Below are 15,077 nucleotides of genomic sequence, written 5' to 3' on the forward strand. Positions count from 1 at the left end.
CACGAACCGATTAGGGTACGGGCCGGCCCGCCGCCGGGCCGCCGCCTGCTGGGCAGGTCGACGGCGGGGCGGGCCGGTCCCGTCACCGTCACACCCGGAGGGCGCGACGGGTACTACGAACCGATCCGAAGATCAGAGCGGGCGGATGTTCTCCGCCTGCGGGCCCTTCTGGCCCTGGGTCACCTCGAACTCGACCCGCTGGTTCTCGTCCAGGCTCCGGTAGCCGGAGGACTGGATCGCCGAGAAGTGGGCGAAGACGTCAGCGCCGCCGCCGTCCGGGGTGATGAAGCCGAAGCCCTTGTCAGCGTTGAACCACTTCACGGTGCCAATAGCCATGTGTTTCGTCTCCTTGACGGAACGTCGAACCCGCACGTGTTGCGGGCTCGAAGAGGAGCGCTCCGCGCGGGAATGCGCGAATCGCCTGTCGCTTCTGGTCGCCCCGCCCGGAGAACTCCGGACACAACAAAGAGCGCCTGGGGCCACAATCCCGCCAGGCGCACACAGAGTCTCTGGTAACCAAAACTGCAACCCGGTCAACGTATCATGGTTTTCCCGCCCGCGGTCAATCTTGGGCAGAATCTTCGGGCAACTGGGCGATCATGGCCGTGAGCCCTGTCACATCCAGCAGGTCGGCGGGTCGAACCGTCACGCCGTGCCGGACGTAGTGGAAGGCCGCGCCCACCCGGTCGACGGGCACGCCGGCCAGCTCCGCCCAGGCCAACCGGTACACGGCCAGCTGCACGGCGGCCACGTCCGCCGCCGGCCCGGTCGGCTGCGCGCCCGTCTTCCAGTCGACCACGTCGAACCGCCCACCCGGCCGGGCGAAGACGGCGTCCATCCGCCCCCGCACCACCACTCGAGCGATCACCGTGGCGAACGGCACCTCCACCTCCACCGGCACCCGGTCGGCCCACTCGCTGGCCAGGAAGCGCTCCTGCAACTCGACAAGCGCCTCGTCCGGCGCGGCGTCCGCATCTGCCGCGCCGGGCAGCTCGTCCAGGTCGAGCAACCGGTCGGCGCCGAAACGCTGCTCCAGCCAGGCGTGGAACGCGGTGCCGCGACGGGCGTACGGGTTGGGCTCGGTGGGCACCGGACGGCGCAGCGTACGGGCCAGCGCCGCCGGGTCACGGCGCAACGCCACCAACTGGGTGACACTCAACTGACCGGGTAGGGCCACCTCGACCGCGCCGGAGAGCCGGGTCAGCTCGGCCCGCTCGGCCAGCAGCAGATCGGCCTCGCGACGCCAGCGCGCCACCTCCGGGTCCACCTCCGGCTCGACGGTCACCATCGGCCCGGCGACCACCGGGCCGACCGGACCGGTAACCGTCGAACCGACCGGGCCGACCGGGCCGACGCCCACCGGGGCCGGGCCGTCGGTCATCAGGCGGCGCACCAGCCCGGCCGCCTCGGCCAGCGCCGGCCGGCGGCCGCCCAGCGGGTCGGCCGGCCACTCCGCGCGCAGCACCACCTCGGCCGTCGGGTTCGTGGCATCCGGGGTGGGCTCCGGCGCCCACACGTCGACCACATGCCCCGGGCCGCCGTCCAGGCAGGCGTCGTACACCTCCCGCAGGAAGACCGACGGACCGCGCGGTCGCTTCGTCCCCTCCCCCCACCAGTACCCCGAGCAGAGCAGCAGCCGGCGCGGCCGGGTCACCGCCACGTAGGTCAGCCGGCGCTCCTCCCGCTCGTCGTGGGCCCGCCAGGCGTCGGTGAAGTCGCTCACCGCCCGGGCCACGGCCCGCTGGTCGGCCGCGTCGTCGAGCGCCAGCTCCGGCAGCCCGTCGGCGTCGCCCCGCAGCGGGAACGGCAGCACGCCCAGCCCGCCCAACCAGTGGTCGGAGTTGCGCACCGGCCCCGGCCACGACCCACGGCACAGCCCGGCCACCGCCACCACGTCCCACTCCAGACCCTTAGCGGCGTGCGCGGTGACCACCTGCACCGCGCCCTCCACCACCTCGACCTCGCCCGGCGCCAGGCCGCGCTCCTCGTCCTCGGCGGCGGCCAGGTAGGACAGGAACCCGGACAGCGTCGCGCCTGGCGTCTCCCCGCTGAAGCGGGCCGCCACGTCACCCAGGGCGTCCAGGTGCCCCCGGGCCAGGCCGGCGTCACCGGCGCCGTCCCGGCCGGCGCGCACCGCGACCTCCACGTCCAGGCCGATGGTCCGTTCGATGTCCGCGATCAGATCCGGCAGGGCCTGGTCCAGGCGGTAGCGCAACAGCGCCAACTCCATGCCGTACGCGCGCAGCCGCGCGAACCCCTCCGCCGAGTACGCCTGCGCCGGGCCGAGGTCGGCCAGCGCCTCCACCAGGGTCGCCTCGTCCAGCAGATCGGGGCTGATCTCCGAGGTCTCGTCGGCGGCCACCTGACGTCGGGCGTTGGCGATGGCCCGGGCCCGTCGGTGCAGCGCCACCAGGTCACGCGGCCCGATCCGCCAGCGGGCGCCGGTGAGCAGCCGCAGCAGCGCGGCCCCGTCGGTCGGGTCGGCCAGCACCCGCAGCGTGCACACCACGTCGCGGACCTCGGGAGTGTCCAGCAGACCGCCGAGGCCCACCACCTCCACCGGCAGGCCGCGCTCGCGCAACGCCGACTCGATGGCCGGGATCTGGCTGCGGACCCGCACCAGCACGGCTGTCGTCGGCCGCTGCGCCACCGGGATGTGCTCGGGGGCCGCGCCGGGCATCCGGGCCGCGCCGCGCCAGGCGGCGAGCACACTGTCGGCGAGCCACGCCGCCTCGTCGGCGTACGTGGGCAGCAGCGCGCAGTGCACGGTGCCGCCGGCCACGCCCCCCGGGCTACGGTGCGGAATCGGGTCGCGGACGGTAAGCGCGGAGCGCAGCTCCGGCACCCGCGCGCCGGCCGCCCGCAACGGCGTGGACAGGGCGTTCGCCACCCGCAGGATCTCCGGGCGGTTACGCCAACTCGTGGTGAGCCCGAGCGCCTCGGCCGGTTGACCGTCGGCGCGGGCGAACTCCGTGGGGAACCGGTCGAGGGTGCCCGCGCTGGCGCCCCGCCAGCCGTAGATCGACTGGCACGGGTCGCCCACCGCCGTCACCGGGTGCCCGCCACCGAACAGCGCGTTGAGCAGCACCACCTGGGCGTGGCTCGTGTCCTGGTACTCGTCGAGCAGCACCACCCGGAAACGGTCCCGCTCGATCTCGCCGACCCCCGGGTGATCCCGGGCCACCCGCGCCGCCCGGGCGAGCTGGTCGGCGAAGTCCATCGCCTCGAAGTCCTCCTTGCGCCGGGTGTACGCCCGCACCAGCGGCAGCAGACGCAGCCGGGTCTGTTGCAGGGTGAGCGCCTTGCGCACGTCGGCGTACACCCGGCCCGGCCGGGACTGCACCTCGGCGAAGAACCGGCCGGTCCAGGCGGCCAGTTGGTCCGGCGCGACAAGGTGCTCGTCCAGCTCACCGGCGAGCGCCAGCACCGCGTCGGTGATGGTGCTCGGCATCCGGTCCACCTCGGACATGTCACCGTCGTAGTTGCGCACCAGCAGGTCGACCAACTGCCAGCGGGACGCCTCGGTGAGCAGTCGGGTGGACGGCTCGTAGCCGGCCCGCAGACCGTGCTCGGTGACGATCCGGCCGGCGTACGAGTGGTAGGTGGAGACGGTGGGCTCACCGGCGAGCGGGTCGTCCAGCGGGTCGCGGCCCTGCCTGCCGAGGCGGCGGATCAGCTGGTCGAGCCGGGTACGGACCCGGTGGGCCAGTTCACCGGCCGCCTTCCGGGTGAAGGTCAGCCCGAGGATCTGCTCCGGGCGCACGTACGAGTTGGCCACCAGCCAGACCACCCGCGCGGCCATCGTCTCGGTCTTGCCGGACCCGGCCCCCGCCACCACCAGCAGCGGCTCCACCGGGGCGGCGATGATCGCGGCCTGCTCCCGGGTGGGCGCCGGCAGCCGCAGCAGTTTGGCCAGCTCCACGGGCGTGTAGCGGGGTCCGGAGTCCGCCAGCCGGGGCGTCGGCGCGGGGCCCGCGCCGAACAGGGTGGGCTGGGTCATGGATTCTCCGGACGTCGGACGGTCGGCGGCTCGACCACCTGGCGCCCCTGCCCGGAGACCGGGCAGCTGGTGCGCACCGGGCAGACCCGGCACTTCGAGTTGGCCACCGCGGCGAACGTGGCGGCTGCCATCGTATCGGCGGTCCGCCGGACCAGCGCCGTCGCCCAGCCGGCCGCCGGACCCTCGCCCGCCGCCGGCTGATTCTGCTCCCGGGCATCCTTCGCGGAGGTGCCGAGCTGCACCAGCGCCGCACCGCCGGACTCGTCGCCGAACTCGGCGAACGCGCCCGCTTCCACCGCCGCCTGGTACGCGCCGAGCTGCGGGTGCTCGGCCAGTTCCGAGCCGGTCACCGCTGTCGACTTGCCGGTCTTGAGATCGATCACCACCAGCCGGCCGGCCTCGTCGACCTCCAGCCGGTCGACCCGCCCGGTCAGGTCGACAGGTCGCTGCGGATCGTCCAGGCGGACCGCGAACTCGTGCTCGATGGCGAGCAGCCGGCGCGGGTTGGTGGCCAGCCAGCGCAGCAGTTTGTCGACCATCGCCTCGGCGCGTTCCCGCTCGGGGCCTGCCATCCACCGGGCGGCCAACTCGATCGCGTCGAACCGGGCTGCCACGTAGTCGAGCAGGGCGCCCCGGTCGGCGCTGGCGTCCTCGGCGAGCATCGCGGCGGCGTGCACCAGGTTGCCCACCCCCTGCGCGGTGCTGGTCGGACCGCTGCCGCCGTGCCGTTCCAGGAGCCAGCGCAGGCTGCACCGCAGCGCGCTCTCCATCGCCGACGGGGTGACCCGCACCGGCGCCCCCTCGTCGACAAGCGGCCGGTCGTCGGAGAGCCCGCGCAGACCCCACCAGTCGTCGGGGTGCGCGCCGGGCACACCGGCGGCGGCAAGCCGGGCCAACTCGGTCGCCGCGGCGCGCCGCCGGGCCGCCGGCGCGGCCGGGTCGGTGATTGCGGTACGCAGTTCGGCGACAAGCGCCGGCAGGGTGAGCGCCCGGGGCGGCCGGGTGACGGGCAGCGCGCCGAGCTGGTCCTCGTCGTCGTCCTCGGCACCCCCACCATCACTTGTGGAGGCGGCGGCACCACCGGTCGCGCCAGTGCCGGTCGCACCGTCGGCGGCGGGGGTGTCGCTCGGTGAGCCGGCGACGGGTTCGCCACCCGGAGGGCCGGAACGCGGGCCGGGCGGCGTGCCCGGCGGGGTGGGCGGAGTGCCCGGCGGGGTAGGCGGGGTGCTGGGCGGCGCGCTCGGGCCCAGCTCGTGCAGGAAGCGGCTGGGCTGCTCCTCGTGGTCGTCGCCACCGACTGCCGCCGACGCCACCGCGCTGACCAGAAGGCGGTGCCGGGCCCGGCTGATGGCGACGTGGAAGAGCCGGCGCTCCTCGTCCAGCAGCGCCGAGGTCTGGCCCACCACGTTCGCCGCCCGGGCGCCGCCGACGGACCTGCCGGCCAGCACGTCGACCAGCCGCTCCGAGCCGAGCAGGCTGCCGCGCAGACGCAGGTCCGGCCAGATGCCCTCCTGCACCCCGGCGACAGCGACCAGGTCCCACTCCAGGCCCTTCGCGGCGTGCGCGGTGAGCAGTCGTACCGCCGCGCCCCGGTCGGCGGTCGGCGCGATCGTGTCCGCCGGTAGGTCCTGGGCGAGCACGTGGTCGAGGAAGACCTCGGTACGGGCGCCGGGCAGCCGGTCGGTGAAGCGGGCCGCCGCGTCGAAGAGCACCAGCACCGCGTCCAGGTCCCGGTCGGCTGCCTCGGCTCGCCGGCGGCGGGCCAGGTCACCCTCGCCGGCCGCCGGCCGCCCCTGGGCGATCGCGCCGGCCCAGCGCTCGGCCAGCCCACTGGCGTCCCAGACCTCCCAGAGCACGGTCTCGGCGGTCGCGCCGGGTTGGGCGGCGGCGTCCCGGGCGGTGGCGAGCAGCCCGGCCACCGCCTGTGCCGGCTCGGCCCACCGCCTGTCGATGCCGGCCAGCTCCGTCGGGTCCTGCAATGCCTCGACGATCAGCTCACCGGACGGTCGGCGGTCGCCGCCGGCCAGCGCCAGGGCACGCAGACCCTGCCGGAGCCGCCGTTCGGCAAGCGGGTCGGCGCCGCCCAGCGGCGAGTGCAGCAGCGCGACCGCGGCCTCCTCGTCCAGCCGGGCCGGTTCCAACGCGCAACGCAGCAGGAGCAGCAGTGGCGCGACCGCCGGTTGCAGGTGCAGGGGCAGGTCCTCGCCGTGCACGACGGTGGGGACGCCTGCGGCGTGCAGCGCGCGTTGCAGGGTGGGCAACTGCAACGCGGTGGATCGCACCAGCACCGCCATCCGCGACCACGGCACGCCGTCGAGCAGGTGCGCGGCGCGTAGCGCGTGGGCGAGCCAGGCGGCCTCGCTGGTCGCCGACCGGAACGTGTGCACCTCGACCACACCGCCCGGGGCGTCCGGCAACGGGTGCAGCCGTCGGTGCGCCAGCGGACCGCGTAGCCGGCGACCCAGCCGGGCCATGGCGGCGAGCAGGACCGGGCCGGCCCGGTACGACGTGCTCAGCAGCACCTGGGCGGCCGGCGCCCCGGAAGCCGTCCGGAACCGGTGCCCGAAGGTGGTCACCCCGGCCGGGTCCGCGCCGCGGAAGGCGTAGGTGGAGGAGTCGGGGTCGGCGAAGGCGACCAGCGGCTTGCCACCACCGGCGATGACCGAGAGCAGTTCGAGCTGCGCGGGATCGGTGTCGGCCAGCTCGTCGACGTACACGTGGGCGAGGCGGCGACGCTCGGCGGCCAGCAGCTCCTCGTCGTCGCGCAGCAGACCGGTGGCGGCCCGGACCAGCTCGGCCGGGTCGTACGCGATCGAGCCCCGATTGCTGACGTCGCGCAGCGCGAGCACCGCGACGTACTCCCGTAGGAAGCGGGCGGCGGCCGGCCAGTCGGCGCGGCCGAGCTTCTCGCCGAGCCGGGCCAGGTCGACCGGGCCCACCCCGCGCTCGGCGGCGCGCATGAGCAGGTCGCGCAGCTGACCGGCGAAGGCCCGGGTGCGCAGCGCCGGACGCAGGTCGTCGGGCCAGCCGACCGGGTCGTCCTCGGGCTCCTCGCCGACCACGTCCAGCAGCTCACGAATGATCAGATCCTGCTCGGGGCCGGTGAGCAGGCGGGGCGACGGCTCGCCGCGTTCGGCGGCGGCCCGGCGCAGCAGCCCGAAGGCGTACGCCGGGAAGGTGCGCACCAGCGGCTCGCGCAGCACCCGGTAGCCGTCCTGCGCGACCCGGGCCTCGATGCGCTGCCGCAGCGCTGTGGCGCCGCGGCGACCGAAGGTCAGCACCAGGATGCGTTCGGGATCGACCCCCTCGGCGACCCGGGCGGCGACCGCCTCGACGAGGGTGCTGGTCTTGCCGGTGCCGGGACCGCCGAGCACCAGCATCGGCCCGTCGGTGTGCCCGACGACCTCGGCCTGCGTCTGATCGGCCCGGAAGCCCGGGTCACCGGTCGCCGGCCCGGAGTCGCCGACGGACTCAGGCCCGGCGGCGAGAGCGGCGGCACCGCCGCCAGCGGGCGAGGCGCCGGCCCCGTCACCCCGCGCCGGCCCGCCGGACCGTCGCACCAACCGGTACGCCTGCATCACCAAATCCCATCACGCCTGTACGACACCCATCCGCCCCAACCTCACCCCATCCAGACCCGTCGATCATGAGGTTGGCGGCACGACACGCCGACGGCCGTGCCGCCAACCTCATGATCGGTGGATCGGAGTCAGGGTAGGTGCGACTCAAGCGCTTTCAGGGCTTCGGGGACCGTGGCGACAACTGTCAGCAGGTTGCGGCCGGCGGGTTTGAGGAAGTTCTGGTCGGTGAGGGTGGTGAGCCAGTCCAGCAGGGGCCGGTAGAAGCCGTCGGCGTCGACGAGCACCATCGGCTTGGCGTGCAGGGCGAGGGTGGCGGTGGTCCAGACCTCGAACAGCTCGTCAAGCGTGCCCAGCCCGCCCGGCAGGGCGAGGAACGCGTCCGACCTGTCGATCATCAGGGTCTTGCGGCTGGCCATCGAGTCGGTCACCAGCAGCTCGTCCGAGGCCAGGTCGGCGACCTCCAGGTCGACGAGCGCCTGCGGGATGACGCCCACGGTGCGCCCGCCGGCGGCCCGCGCGCCGTCGACCACCGCGCCCATCATGCCGACGCAACCACCGCCGCTGACCACCGTGTGCCCGCGCCGGGCCAGCTCGGCACCGGTCTCCGCGGCGAGGTCGAACCAGCGCTGGTCGAGGGTGCGGGACGAGGCGCAGAAGACGCAGACCGCCGCCATCAGCGCTCCCGGGACTGGTCGGCGGCCTGCTCGGCGGCGGCCTGCTGGTCGGCGCCGGTACGGGCGACGGCCTCGTCGCGCACCGCGTCCTGCTCGACGGAGAGCGCCGCCTCGGCCTCGACGATGTGTCGGACGGCCGCGTTGACGTCGTCGGTGAGGCAGATCAGGTCCAGGTCCACCGGGCCGATCTTGCCGCTGGCGGCCATGGTGTCGCGCAGCCAGTCGAGCAGCCCCTGCCAGTAGGCGACCCCCATGAGCACGACCGGGAACCGGGTGACCTTGCCGGTCTGCACCAGCGTGAGCGCCTCGAACAGCTCGTCCATGGTGCCGAATCCGCCGGGCAGCACCACGAACGCCTGCGCGTACTTGACGAACATGGTCTTGCGGGCGAAGAAGTAGCGGAAGTCGATGGCCAGGTCGACCCAGTCGTTGATGCCCTGCTCGAACGGCAGCTCGATGCCGAGCCCGACGGAGAGCCCGCCGGCCTCGGTGGCGCCCCGGTTGGCGGCCTCCATCACTCCCGGGCCACCCCCGGTGATCACCGCGTAACCGGCCCGCGCGAGCGCGCCACCCACCTCCTCGGCGAGCCGGCACTCGGCCGTGTCCGGGCCGCTGCGTGCCGAGCCGAAGACGCTTACCGCCGGCGGCAGGTCGGCGAGGGTGTCGAAGCCCTCGACGAACTCGGAGAGGATGCGCAGCGCCCGCCAGGCGTCCCTGGTCTTCCAGTCGTCGCGCCCGCGCGAGTCCAGCAGCCGCTGGTCGGCGGTGCTGGTCGGGATCGCCCCCCGGCGCAGCGTGACGGCGCCCCGGTGCCGCTCCTGCCCCGGGCCGCGACCGGCCTCCCGTCCGTTGTTCTGGCTCATGCAGCAACCGTAGTGGAGCCGCACACGTCCGGGGCGCGGGCTACCGACGCCGAGAAATAGTTCGCGATCAAGGGCAACTATTTGGCTTCCCCGTACGTCTTACTATTCACATACCGGGTATGCCCCGGCGCGCGCCTTCGGGGGAGGAGACAGCGTGATCAGTAACAGCGAGATGATCCGGATCCGTCGACAGATGCAGCGACGGATCCACGACGTGGTGGCCGAGCGCCGCCGCACCCGCGATCTCGACCCCGCCCTGTCGCCCGCCGCCGCCACCACCGGATCCGGAGCCGATCAAGAGGTTCGCGCCGCCGACAACGGGCCAGGCTGACGCGAACCTCTTGATCGCCGGGCACGGGGCCGACCGACCGGAGCGGGTCGGGCTGGGTCAGGCCGGGGCGACCGGAGCGGGTCAGGCCGGGGCGAGCCAGCGGTGCAGGGTCGCCGCGCCGTCCCGGATCTTGCTGATCTCGACGTGCTCGTCGGGGTGGTGGGCGAGGTTCGGGTCACCCGGGCCGAAGTTCAGCGCGGGGATCCCCATGGCCGCGAACCGGGCCACGTCCGTCCACCCCAGCTTGCCGATCGGGGCGGCGCCGACAGCTGCCAGGAACTCCTTCGCCGGGGCCGCGTCCAGGCCCGGGGCAGCACCCGCCGCGGTGTCGGTCACCCGCACCTCGAAACCGGCGAACACCTCACGCAGGTGCGCCTCCGCCTCGGCGGGGGTGCGATCCGGAGCGAACCGGTAGTTGACCTCGACCTCACAGAGATCGGGGACCACGTTGCCGGCCACGCCGCCGTTGATCCGTACCGCGTTCATGCCCTCGCGGTAGTCGCAGCCGTCGATGGTGACCCTGCGCGCCTCGTACGTCTGGAGGCGTCGCAGCACCTCACCGGCCGCGTGGATGGCGTTCACCCCGTGCCAGGAGCGCGCCGAGTGGGCGCGTACGCCTGTCGTGGTGACCACCGACCGCATGGTGCCCTGGCAGCCCGCCTCGACGATGCCGTACGTCGGCTCCAGCAGCACCGCGAAGTCCGCCTCCAGCCACTCCGGGAACGCCTGGGCGACCAGGTTCAGCCCGTTGTACCGCGACTCGATCTCCTCGGCCTCGTAGAAGAAGTACGTCACGTCGTAGCGCGGCTCGGGCAGCGTCACCGCCAGGTGCAGGGCGTACGCGGTGCCGGACTTCATGTCGGAGGTGCCGCAGCCGTACATCAGGTCGCCGCGCATGGTCGACGGGAAGTTGTTGTTCAGAGGCACCGTGTCCAGGTGACCGGCCAGCACGACGCGCTGCGACCGGCCGAGGTCGGTGCGCGCCATCACGGTGTTGCCGTGTCGGTGCGTGGACAGGTGCGGTACGCCCCGCAGCACCTCCTCGACACAGTCGGCGATCGCCTTCTCGTTGAGGGACACGGACTCTATGTCGACAAGTACGCGGGTCAGCTGCACCGGATCGGCGAGGACCTCGGGGGTCAGCGGGTTCTCCATGGTTCGCACGGTACCTTCAGGTCTGTCAGCGCGAGGAGCGAGCCGAGGCCGGCCCGGCCGCGACCGAGAGGTGTAACAGTGACGTCCGCAGATTCCGCCTGGGGCATCGGCCTGGCCACCGTCACCGCCGACGGGCAGGTGCTCGACACCTGGTATCCGACCGGCAAGCTGGGCCTGGGTGAGCTGCCGCTGGTCGCCGGTGAGGGCGAGTCGGACGTGCTGGACCTGCCGCCGGGCGCGCTTGGCGACCGGTCGCTGCCCGGTCTGCGTACCGTCCAGGTGGTCACCGTGATCGGCTCGCTTGACGACCCGATCAAGGACGCTTCCGACGCGTACCTCCGGTTGCACCTGCTCTCCCACCGCCTGGTGCGGCCCAACCAGCTCAACCTCGACGGCATCTTCGGCAAGCTGGCAAACGTGGCCTGGACGTCCGCCGGGCCGTGCCCCCCGGAGCGGGTGGACGAGCTGCGGGTGATCGAGCGGGCCGCCGGTCGCCACCTCACGGTGTACGGGGTGGACAAGTTCCCCCGGATGACCGACTACGTGGTGCCCTCCGGTGTGCGGATCGCCGACGCCGACCGGGTGCGCCTCGGCGCCCACCTGGCCGCCGGCACCACGGTGATGCACGAGGGCTTCGTCAACTTCAACGCCGGAACCGCGGGCACCTCGATGGTCGAGGGGCGCATCGTGCAGGGCGTGCTTGTCGGCGACGGCTCCGACATCGGCGGTGGCGCCTCGATCATGGGCACCCTCTCCGGCGGCGGCACCGAGAAGGTGAGCATCGGCGAGCGGAGCCTGGTGGGCGCGAACGCCGGCGTCGGGATCTCGCTCGGCGACGACTGCGTGGTCGAGGCGGGCTGCTACATCACCGCCGCGTCGAAGATCACGCTCCCGGACGGCCGCGTGGTCAAGGCCCGGGAGCTGTCCGGCGTCGACGGCCTGCTGTTCTGGCGCAACTCGGTGACGGGCGCGCTGGAGGCCCGGCCGCGCACCGGCCGGGGCATCGAACTGAACGCCGCCCTGCACGCCAACGACTGACGACCCCGCCGGGTCCGCGGCGCTCGGCCGCGGACCCGACGAGGGTACGCCTCAGCGCAACAGGTACGCCTGGATGATCCGTTCGGTCACCGTGTTGCCCGCGGTGTCCCGAGCGGTGGCCCGCAGGGACACGTGGCCGGGTGCGGCCGGATGGCGCAGCACCGCCAACCAGCCGTCGCCGGGGGCGCGGACCAGCTTCACGTTGCGCCAGGTCTTCCCGCCGTCGTACGAGACGTCGACGGTGAGCGTGTCCACCCGGGCGGCCGGAGCGCCGGGCTGCCGCTGCACCCGCACGGGGACGACGAAGCCCTGACCGGCCGGAGCGCTGTTGTCGACACGCAACGGCGGGGCGAAGCGCACCGCCGACAGGGGCAGCCGGGCCGGCGTATCACCGGCGACGTGTCCCGAGCGGAAGGTCCAGGTGGACTCCACCTCGGTGCTCAGGTCGGTGACGCTGCGCTTCGCCGACGTGACGAGCCGGTAGTTCGCCGTGCCGGGCGGCACGGTGAACTCGCCGTAGCCGGAGTACTCGCTCTCGCCGACCAGCTTGCCGTCGCGCCAGAGCTCGGTCCGCTCGCTGTCGACGAGCGACGCGCCCGGGTGCCCGGCGGCGTCGCTGAACATGGGCAGGTTGACCAGGATGGTGTCACCGACGCGGGTGACGCTGTCCTCGGGCCAGCGCGGGGCCGGGAACGACGGCCCGTACGGGGCCTGGTTCCAGATCTCCTGCACCGTCCGCCCGGCCCGGTACGCGGTCGGGACGGAGAACAGCGCCGTCTGCGGGTTCAACCAGCCGTCCTCGTCCCGCGTTCCGAAGTAGATGTCGGACTCCCACTTCACGCCCCTGGTGTTGTAGTGCTCGACCCGCTGGCCGGGCACGACTGTGGGCAGGACCAGGGCGGCGCCGCCGACGTTGTACTCCAGCACGGGGTACACGGTCCGTTCGGCCTCCAGCCCGGGCTGGCCACCGCGGAACCGGTGCACGACTGTGGCCAGGTCCCGCCTGGTGTAGTCGCGGACGAACCCGGTGGGCAGCCGGCTCGGGATGGCTTCGGCCAGCGAGTACAGGTAGGGGGTGTTGGCCGTGTCCGGCTTGATCCACTGGCTGCTGATCGTGGAGACGAACCGCTCGTCGGAGACCGGCTTGCCGAGTTGACCGCTGGTCAGGCCGGTGAACGTGTCCGCCCAGATCCCGATGGTGTACGCGCTGCCGTCGTCGGCAGTGAAGTTGCCACTGATGTCGATCAGTTCCGGAACGGCGCCCGGCTCGGGGATCGTCGTCCGCACCGGCTTGGTCCGGCGGGCGTCCACCACGATCCGGGTGTCCCGGTCGACTGTCAGTTCGGGCTGCGCCAGCACTGACGTCGCACCCTGCGCACCGTCCGGTGCCGGCTCGTAGACGACGCTGGTCAGGCCGTAGTGCCCCTTGGGCACTCGCACGCTGGCCACGCCGTCGGCGCTGTCGAGGTCCCACCAGGCGAAGCTGTCCAGCCCGACGAGCGTGCTTCCGCTCTCCCCGGTGCGCGCGCCGGCCCGGTTGCGGTGCTCCACGGTCAGCGTGTAGCTCTCCACCTCGCGGTGCACGGCCAGTGGGGTGACCGCGACCGCCGCCCCGGATCGGGCCACGATCCGCCCGGTCCAGTAGCCGTCGGCGTCGCCGAGCCGGGTGTCCGCGGTGACTGTCGTCGCGGCAGTGCCGCCCGCCGGCACGGTGAGCCGGTTGACGCCCAGCCGGAACAGGCCGGCCGGCAGAGCCCGACCGTCGGGGCCGGCGCCCTCGACGCTCAGGTCCACACCGACCGGTGCCGGACCATCGTTTCGCCAGGTCACCGTGCGGGTGATCGGGTCGTCGTCACCGTGCGGCCAGAGCGTACGCCCGAACGAGACGCTGACCGGATCGGTGCTGATCTGCTGGGTGATCGCGTGCGCGACGTCGACCCGCCCGGCGCCCTGCTGGTAGGCGGTCTGGTCCGGGTGTGGCTTGGCGGCGGCCATCAGGGTGGCCTTGAGCCGGTCGGCCCGCCAGCCCGGGTGCTGCTGGGCCAGCAGCGCGGCCGAACCGGCCACGTGCGGGGTGGCCATCGAGGTGCCGGAGAGGGTGACGTAGCGGTCCCCGACCGGATCGCCGATGACGCCGGTGGCGGACCGTGCGGCGACGATGTCGACACCGGGCGCGGTGATGTCCGGCTTCAACGCGTCGTCGCCGACCCGGGGGCCCCGGCTGGAGAAGTCGGCAAGCTTGTCGTCGCGGTCCACAGCGCCAACGGCGAGGGCGGCGTCGGCGCTGGCCGGGGAGCCGACCGAACCGTCCAGGCCGTCGTTGCCGGCGGCGGTGACGAAGAGGGTGCCGGTCTGGGCGGTCAGGGTCTGCACCGCCTCCTCCAGCGGGTCGACCTCCGGGGTGTCCCAGCCGCTGAGGCTCATGTTGACCACGGCGGCCTTCTTCTCCACAGCGGCCCACTGCATGCCGGCGAGGATCGCCGAGTCGGTACAGCCCTGGTCCTCACAGACCTTGCCGTCCAGCAGCGTCGCGTCCGGCGCGACACCCCGGTACTTACCGCCGGAGGCCGCGCCGGTGCCGGCGATGGTCGAGGCGACGTGGGTGCCGTGGCCGACCGTGTCCCGAGCGTCGGGGACCTCGGTGAAGTTGCGTGCCTCGCCCACCTTGCCGGCCAGGTCGGGGTGGGTCGCGTCGACGCCGGTGTCCAGCACCGCGACGGACACTCCCTTGCCGGTGAACCCGGCCGCCCAGGCGGCGGGCGCACCGATCTGCGGCACGCTGTGGTCGAGGGTCACCCGGCGGTGGCCGTCCAGCCAGATCCGCTCGACGCCCCCCGCCGCGTCGAGGCGAGCCCCGGCGGGACCGGTCGTGACCGTCGCCCAGACCGCGCCGAGGGAGGACTTTCCGGTGGTCAGGGCGGCGCCGCGGATCGCCGGCAGGTCGCGGGTCACACGCGTGCCGGGCAGAGCGGCAGTGGTACGCCGGGCGGTGCCCGCCGAGCCGTACGACACCAGCAGCGGCAGGGTGTCGCGGTGGGCGTCGTCGTAGCGCGCCTCGACCAGCCCGGTGACGTCGAAGAGCCGCCGGTCCACCCGACCCGAGCGCAGCAGCGGCAGCGCGTCCGTCGGTGTCACCGAGAGGCGCCCGCGCTGACGCTGGACCAGGAACCGCACGCCCTCGCGGCCGGCGCCGCGGCGGACCGAGGCGCCGGAAGCGGTGACCGTGACCCGGTCACCGGTGATCAGCGTGACGGTGGTCGAACGGTTGGCGATGGGTCCACCCGACGTGGACTGTGCGCCGGCGCCGCCCGGCGGGGCGGGTGCGGCGGGTGCGGCCGATGCGGGGACCGGCGCGGAGAGCGCCAGCGCGAACACGAGGCCGAGAGCGGCCAATCTTCTTGCCTGGTGCAACGGATCCTCCTCGTCAAACGTCTT

The 15,077-nt window shown here is 73.6% G+C and carries 9 protein-coding genes; 2 read left to right on the plus strand and 7 right to left on the minus strand.

Annotated elements, in window-relative coordinates; translation table 11 throughout:
• Window positions 1–132: 132 nt before the first annotated feature.
• The 5 genes from cspE to OOJ91_RS16595 all read right to left on the minus strand — a co-directional run bounded on the left by cspE (window position 133) and on the right by OOJ91_RS16595 (window position 9,118).
• Entirely contained in the window at window positions 133–336 is a 204-nt protein-coding gene (gene cspE / locus OOJ91_RS16575) for a transcription antiterminator/RNA stability regulator CspE (RefSeq protein WP_007464836.1), read from the minus strand.
• Window positions 337–562: 226 nt separating this feature from the next.
• Window positions 563–4,000, minus strand: a complete 3,438-nt coding sequence (locus OOJ91_RS16580) for an ATP-dependent helicase (RefSeq protein ID WP_266245974.1) — start codon at window positions 3,998–4,000, stop codon at window positions 563–565.
• The gene (locus OOJ91_RS16585; protein ID WP_266245976.1) at window positions 3,997–7,578 is read right to left on the minus strand and encodes an ATP-dependent helicase; all 3,582 of its coding nucleotides are present in this window, start codon (window positions 7,576–7,578) and stop codon (window positions 3,997–3,999) included. The genes OOJ91_RS16580 and OOJ91_RS16585 overlap by 4 nt, the downstream gene beginning before the upstream one ends.
• Window positions 7,579–7,709: 131 nt before the next feature.
• Window positions 7,710–8,255 carry a TIGR00730 family Rossman fold protein gene (locus OOJ91_RS16590; RefSeq protein ID WP_266245978.1) on the minus strand — a complete coding sequence of 182 codons (546 nt, stop codon included), beginning with the start codon at window positions 8,253–8,255 and terminating at the stop codon, window positions 7,710–7,712.
• Entirely contained in the window at window positions 8,255–9,118 is an 864-nt protein-coding gene (locus OOJ91_RS16595; protein ID WP_266245979.1) for a TIGR00730 family Rossman fold protein, read from the minus strand. Before OOJ91_RS16595 ends, OOJ91_RS16590 begins: the two co-directional genes overlap by 1 nt.
• 154 nt (window positions 9,119–9,272) lie before the next feature.
• Between OOJ91_RS16595 and OOJ91_RS16600 the strand changes: the two genes are divergently transcribed.
• Complete coding sequence (locus OOJ91_RS16600) at window positions 9,273–9,449, plus strand: hypothetical protein (RefSeq protein WP_007464846.1); 177 nt, start codon at window positions 9,273–9,275, stop codon at window positions 9,447–9,449.
• A gap of 81 nt (window positions 9,450–9,530) precedes the next feature.
• Here OOJ91_RS16600 and dapE read toward each other — a convergent pair whose 3' ends face one another.
• Complete coding sequence (gene dapE / locus OOJ91_RS16605; RefSeq protein WP_266245980.1) at window positions 9,531–10,604, minus strand: succinyl-diaminopimelate desuccinylase; 1,074 nt, start codon at window positions 10,602–10,604, stop codon at window positions 9,531–9,533.
• A gap of 78 nt (window positions 10,605–10,682) precedes the next feature.
• Between dapE and dapD the strand changes: the two genes are divergently transcribed.
• On the plus strand, window positions 10,683–11,642 hold the full coding sequence (dapD, locus tag OOJ91_RS16610) for a 2,3,4,5-tetrahydropyridine-2,6-dicarboxylate N-succinyltransferase (protein WP_266245981.1): 960 nt from the start codon (window positions 10,683–10,685) through the stop codon (window positions 11,640–11,642).
• 51 nt (window positions 11,643–11,693) lie between these two features.
• Here the strand turns inward: dapD and OOJ91_RS16615 are convergent, their stop codons facing one another.
• Window positions 11,694–15,053: a S8 family serine peptidase gene (locus tag OOJ91_RS16615; RefSeq protein WP_266245982.1), complete on the minus strand. Its 3,360-nt coding sequence runs from the start codon at window positions 15,051–15,053 to the stop codon at window positions 11,694–11,696.
• Window positions 15,054–15,077: the final 24 nt, after the last annotated feature.

This window comes from Micromonospora lupini, from assembly GCF_026342015.1.
Classification (GTDB): domain Bacteria; phylum Actinomycetota; class Actinomycetes; order Mycobacteriales; family Micromonosporaceae; genus Micromonospora; species Micromonospora lupini_B.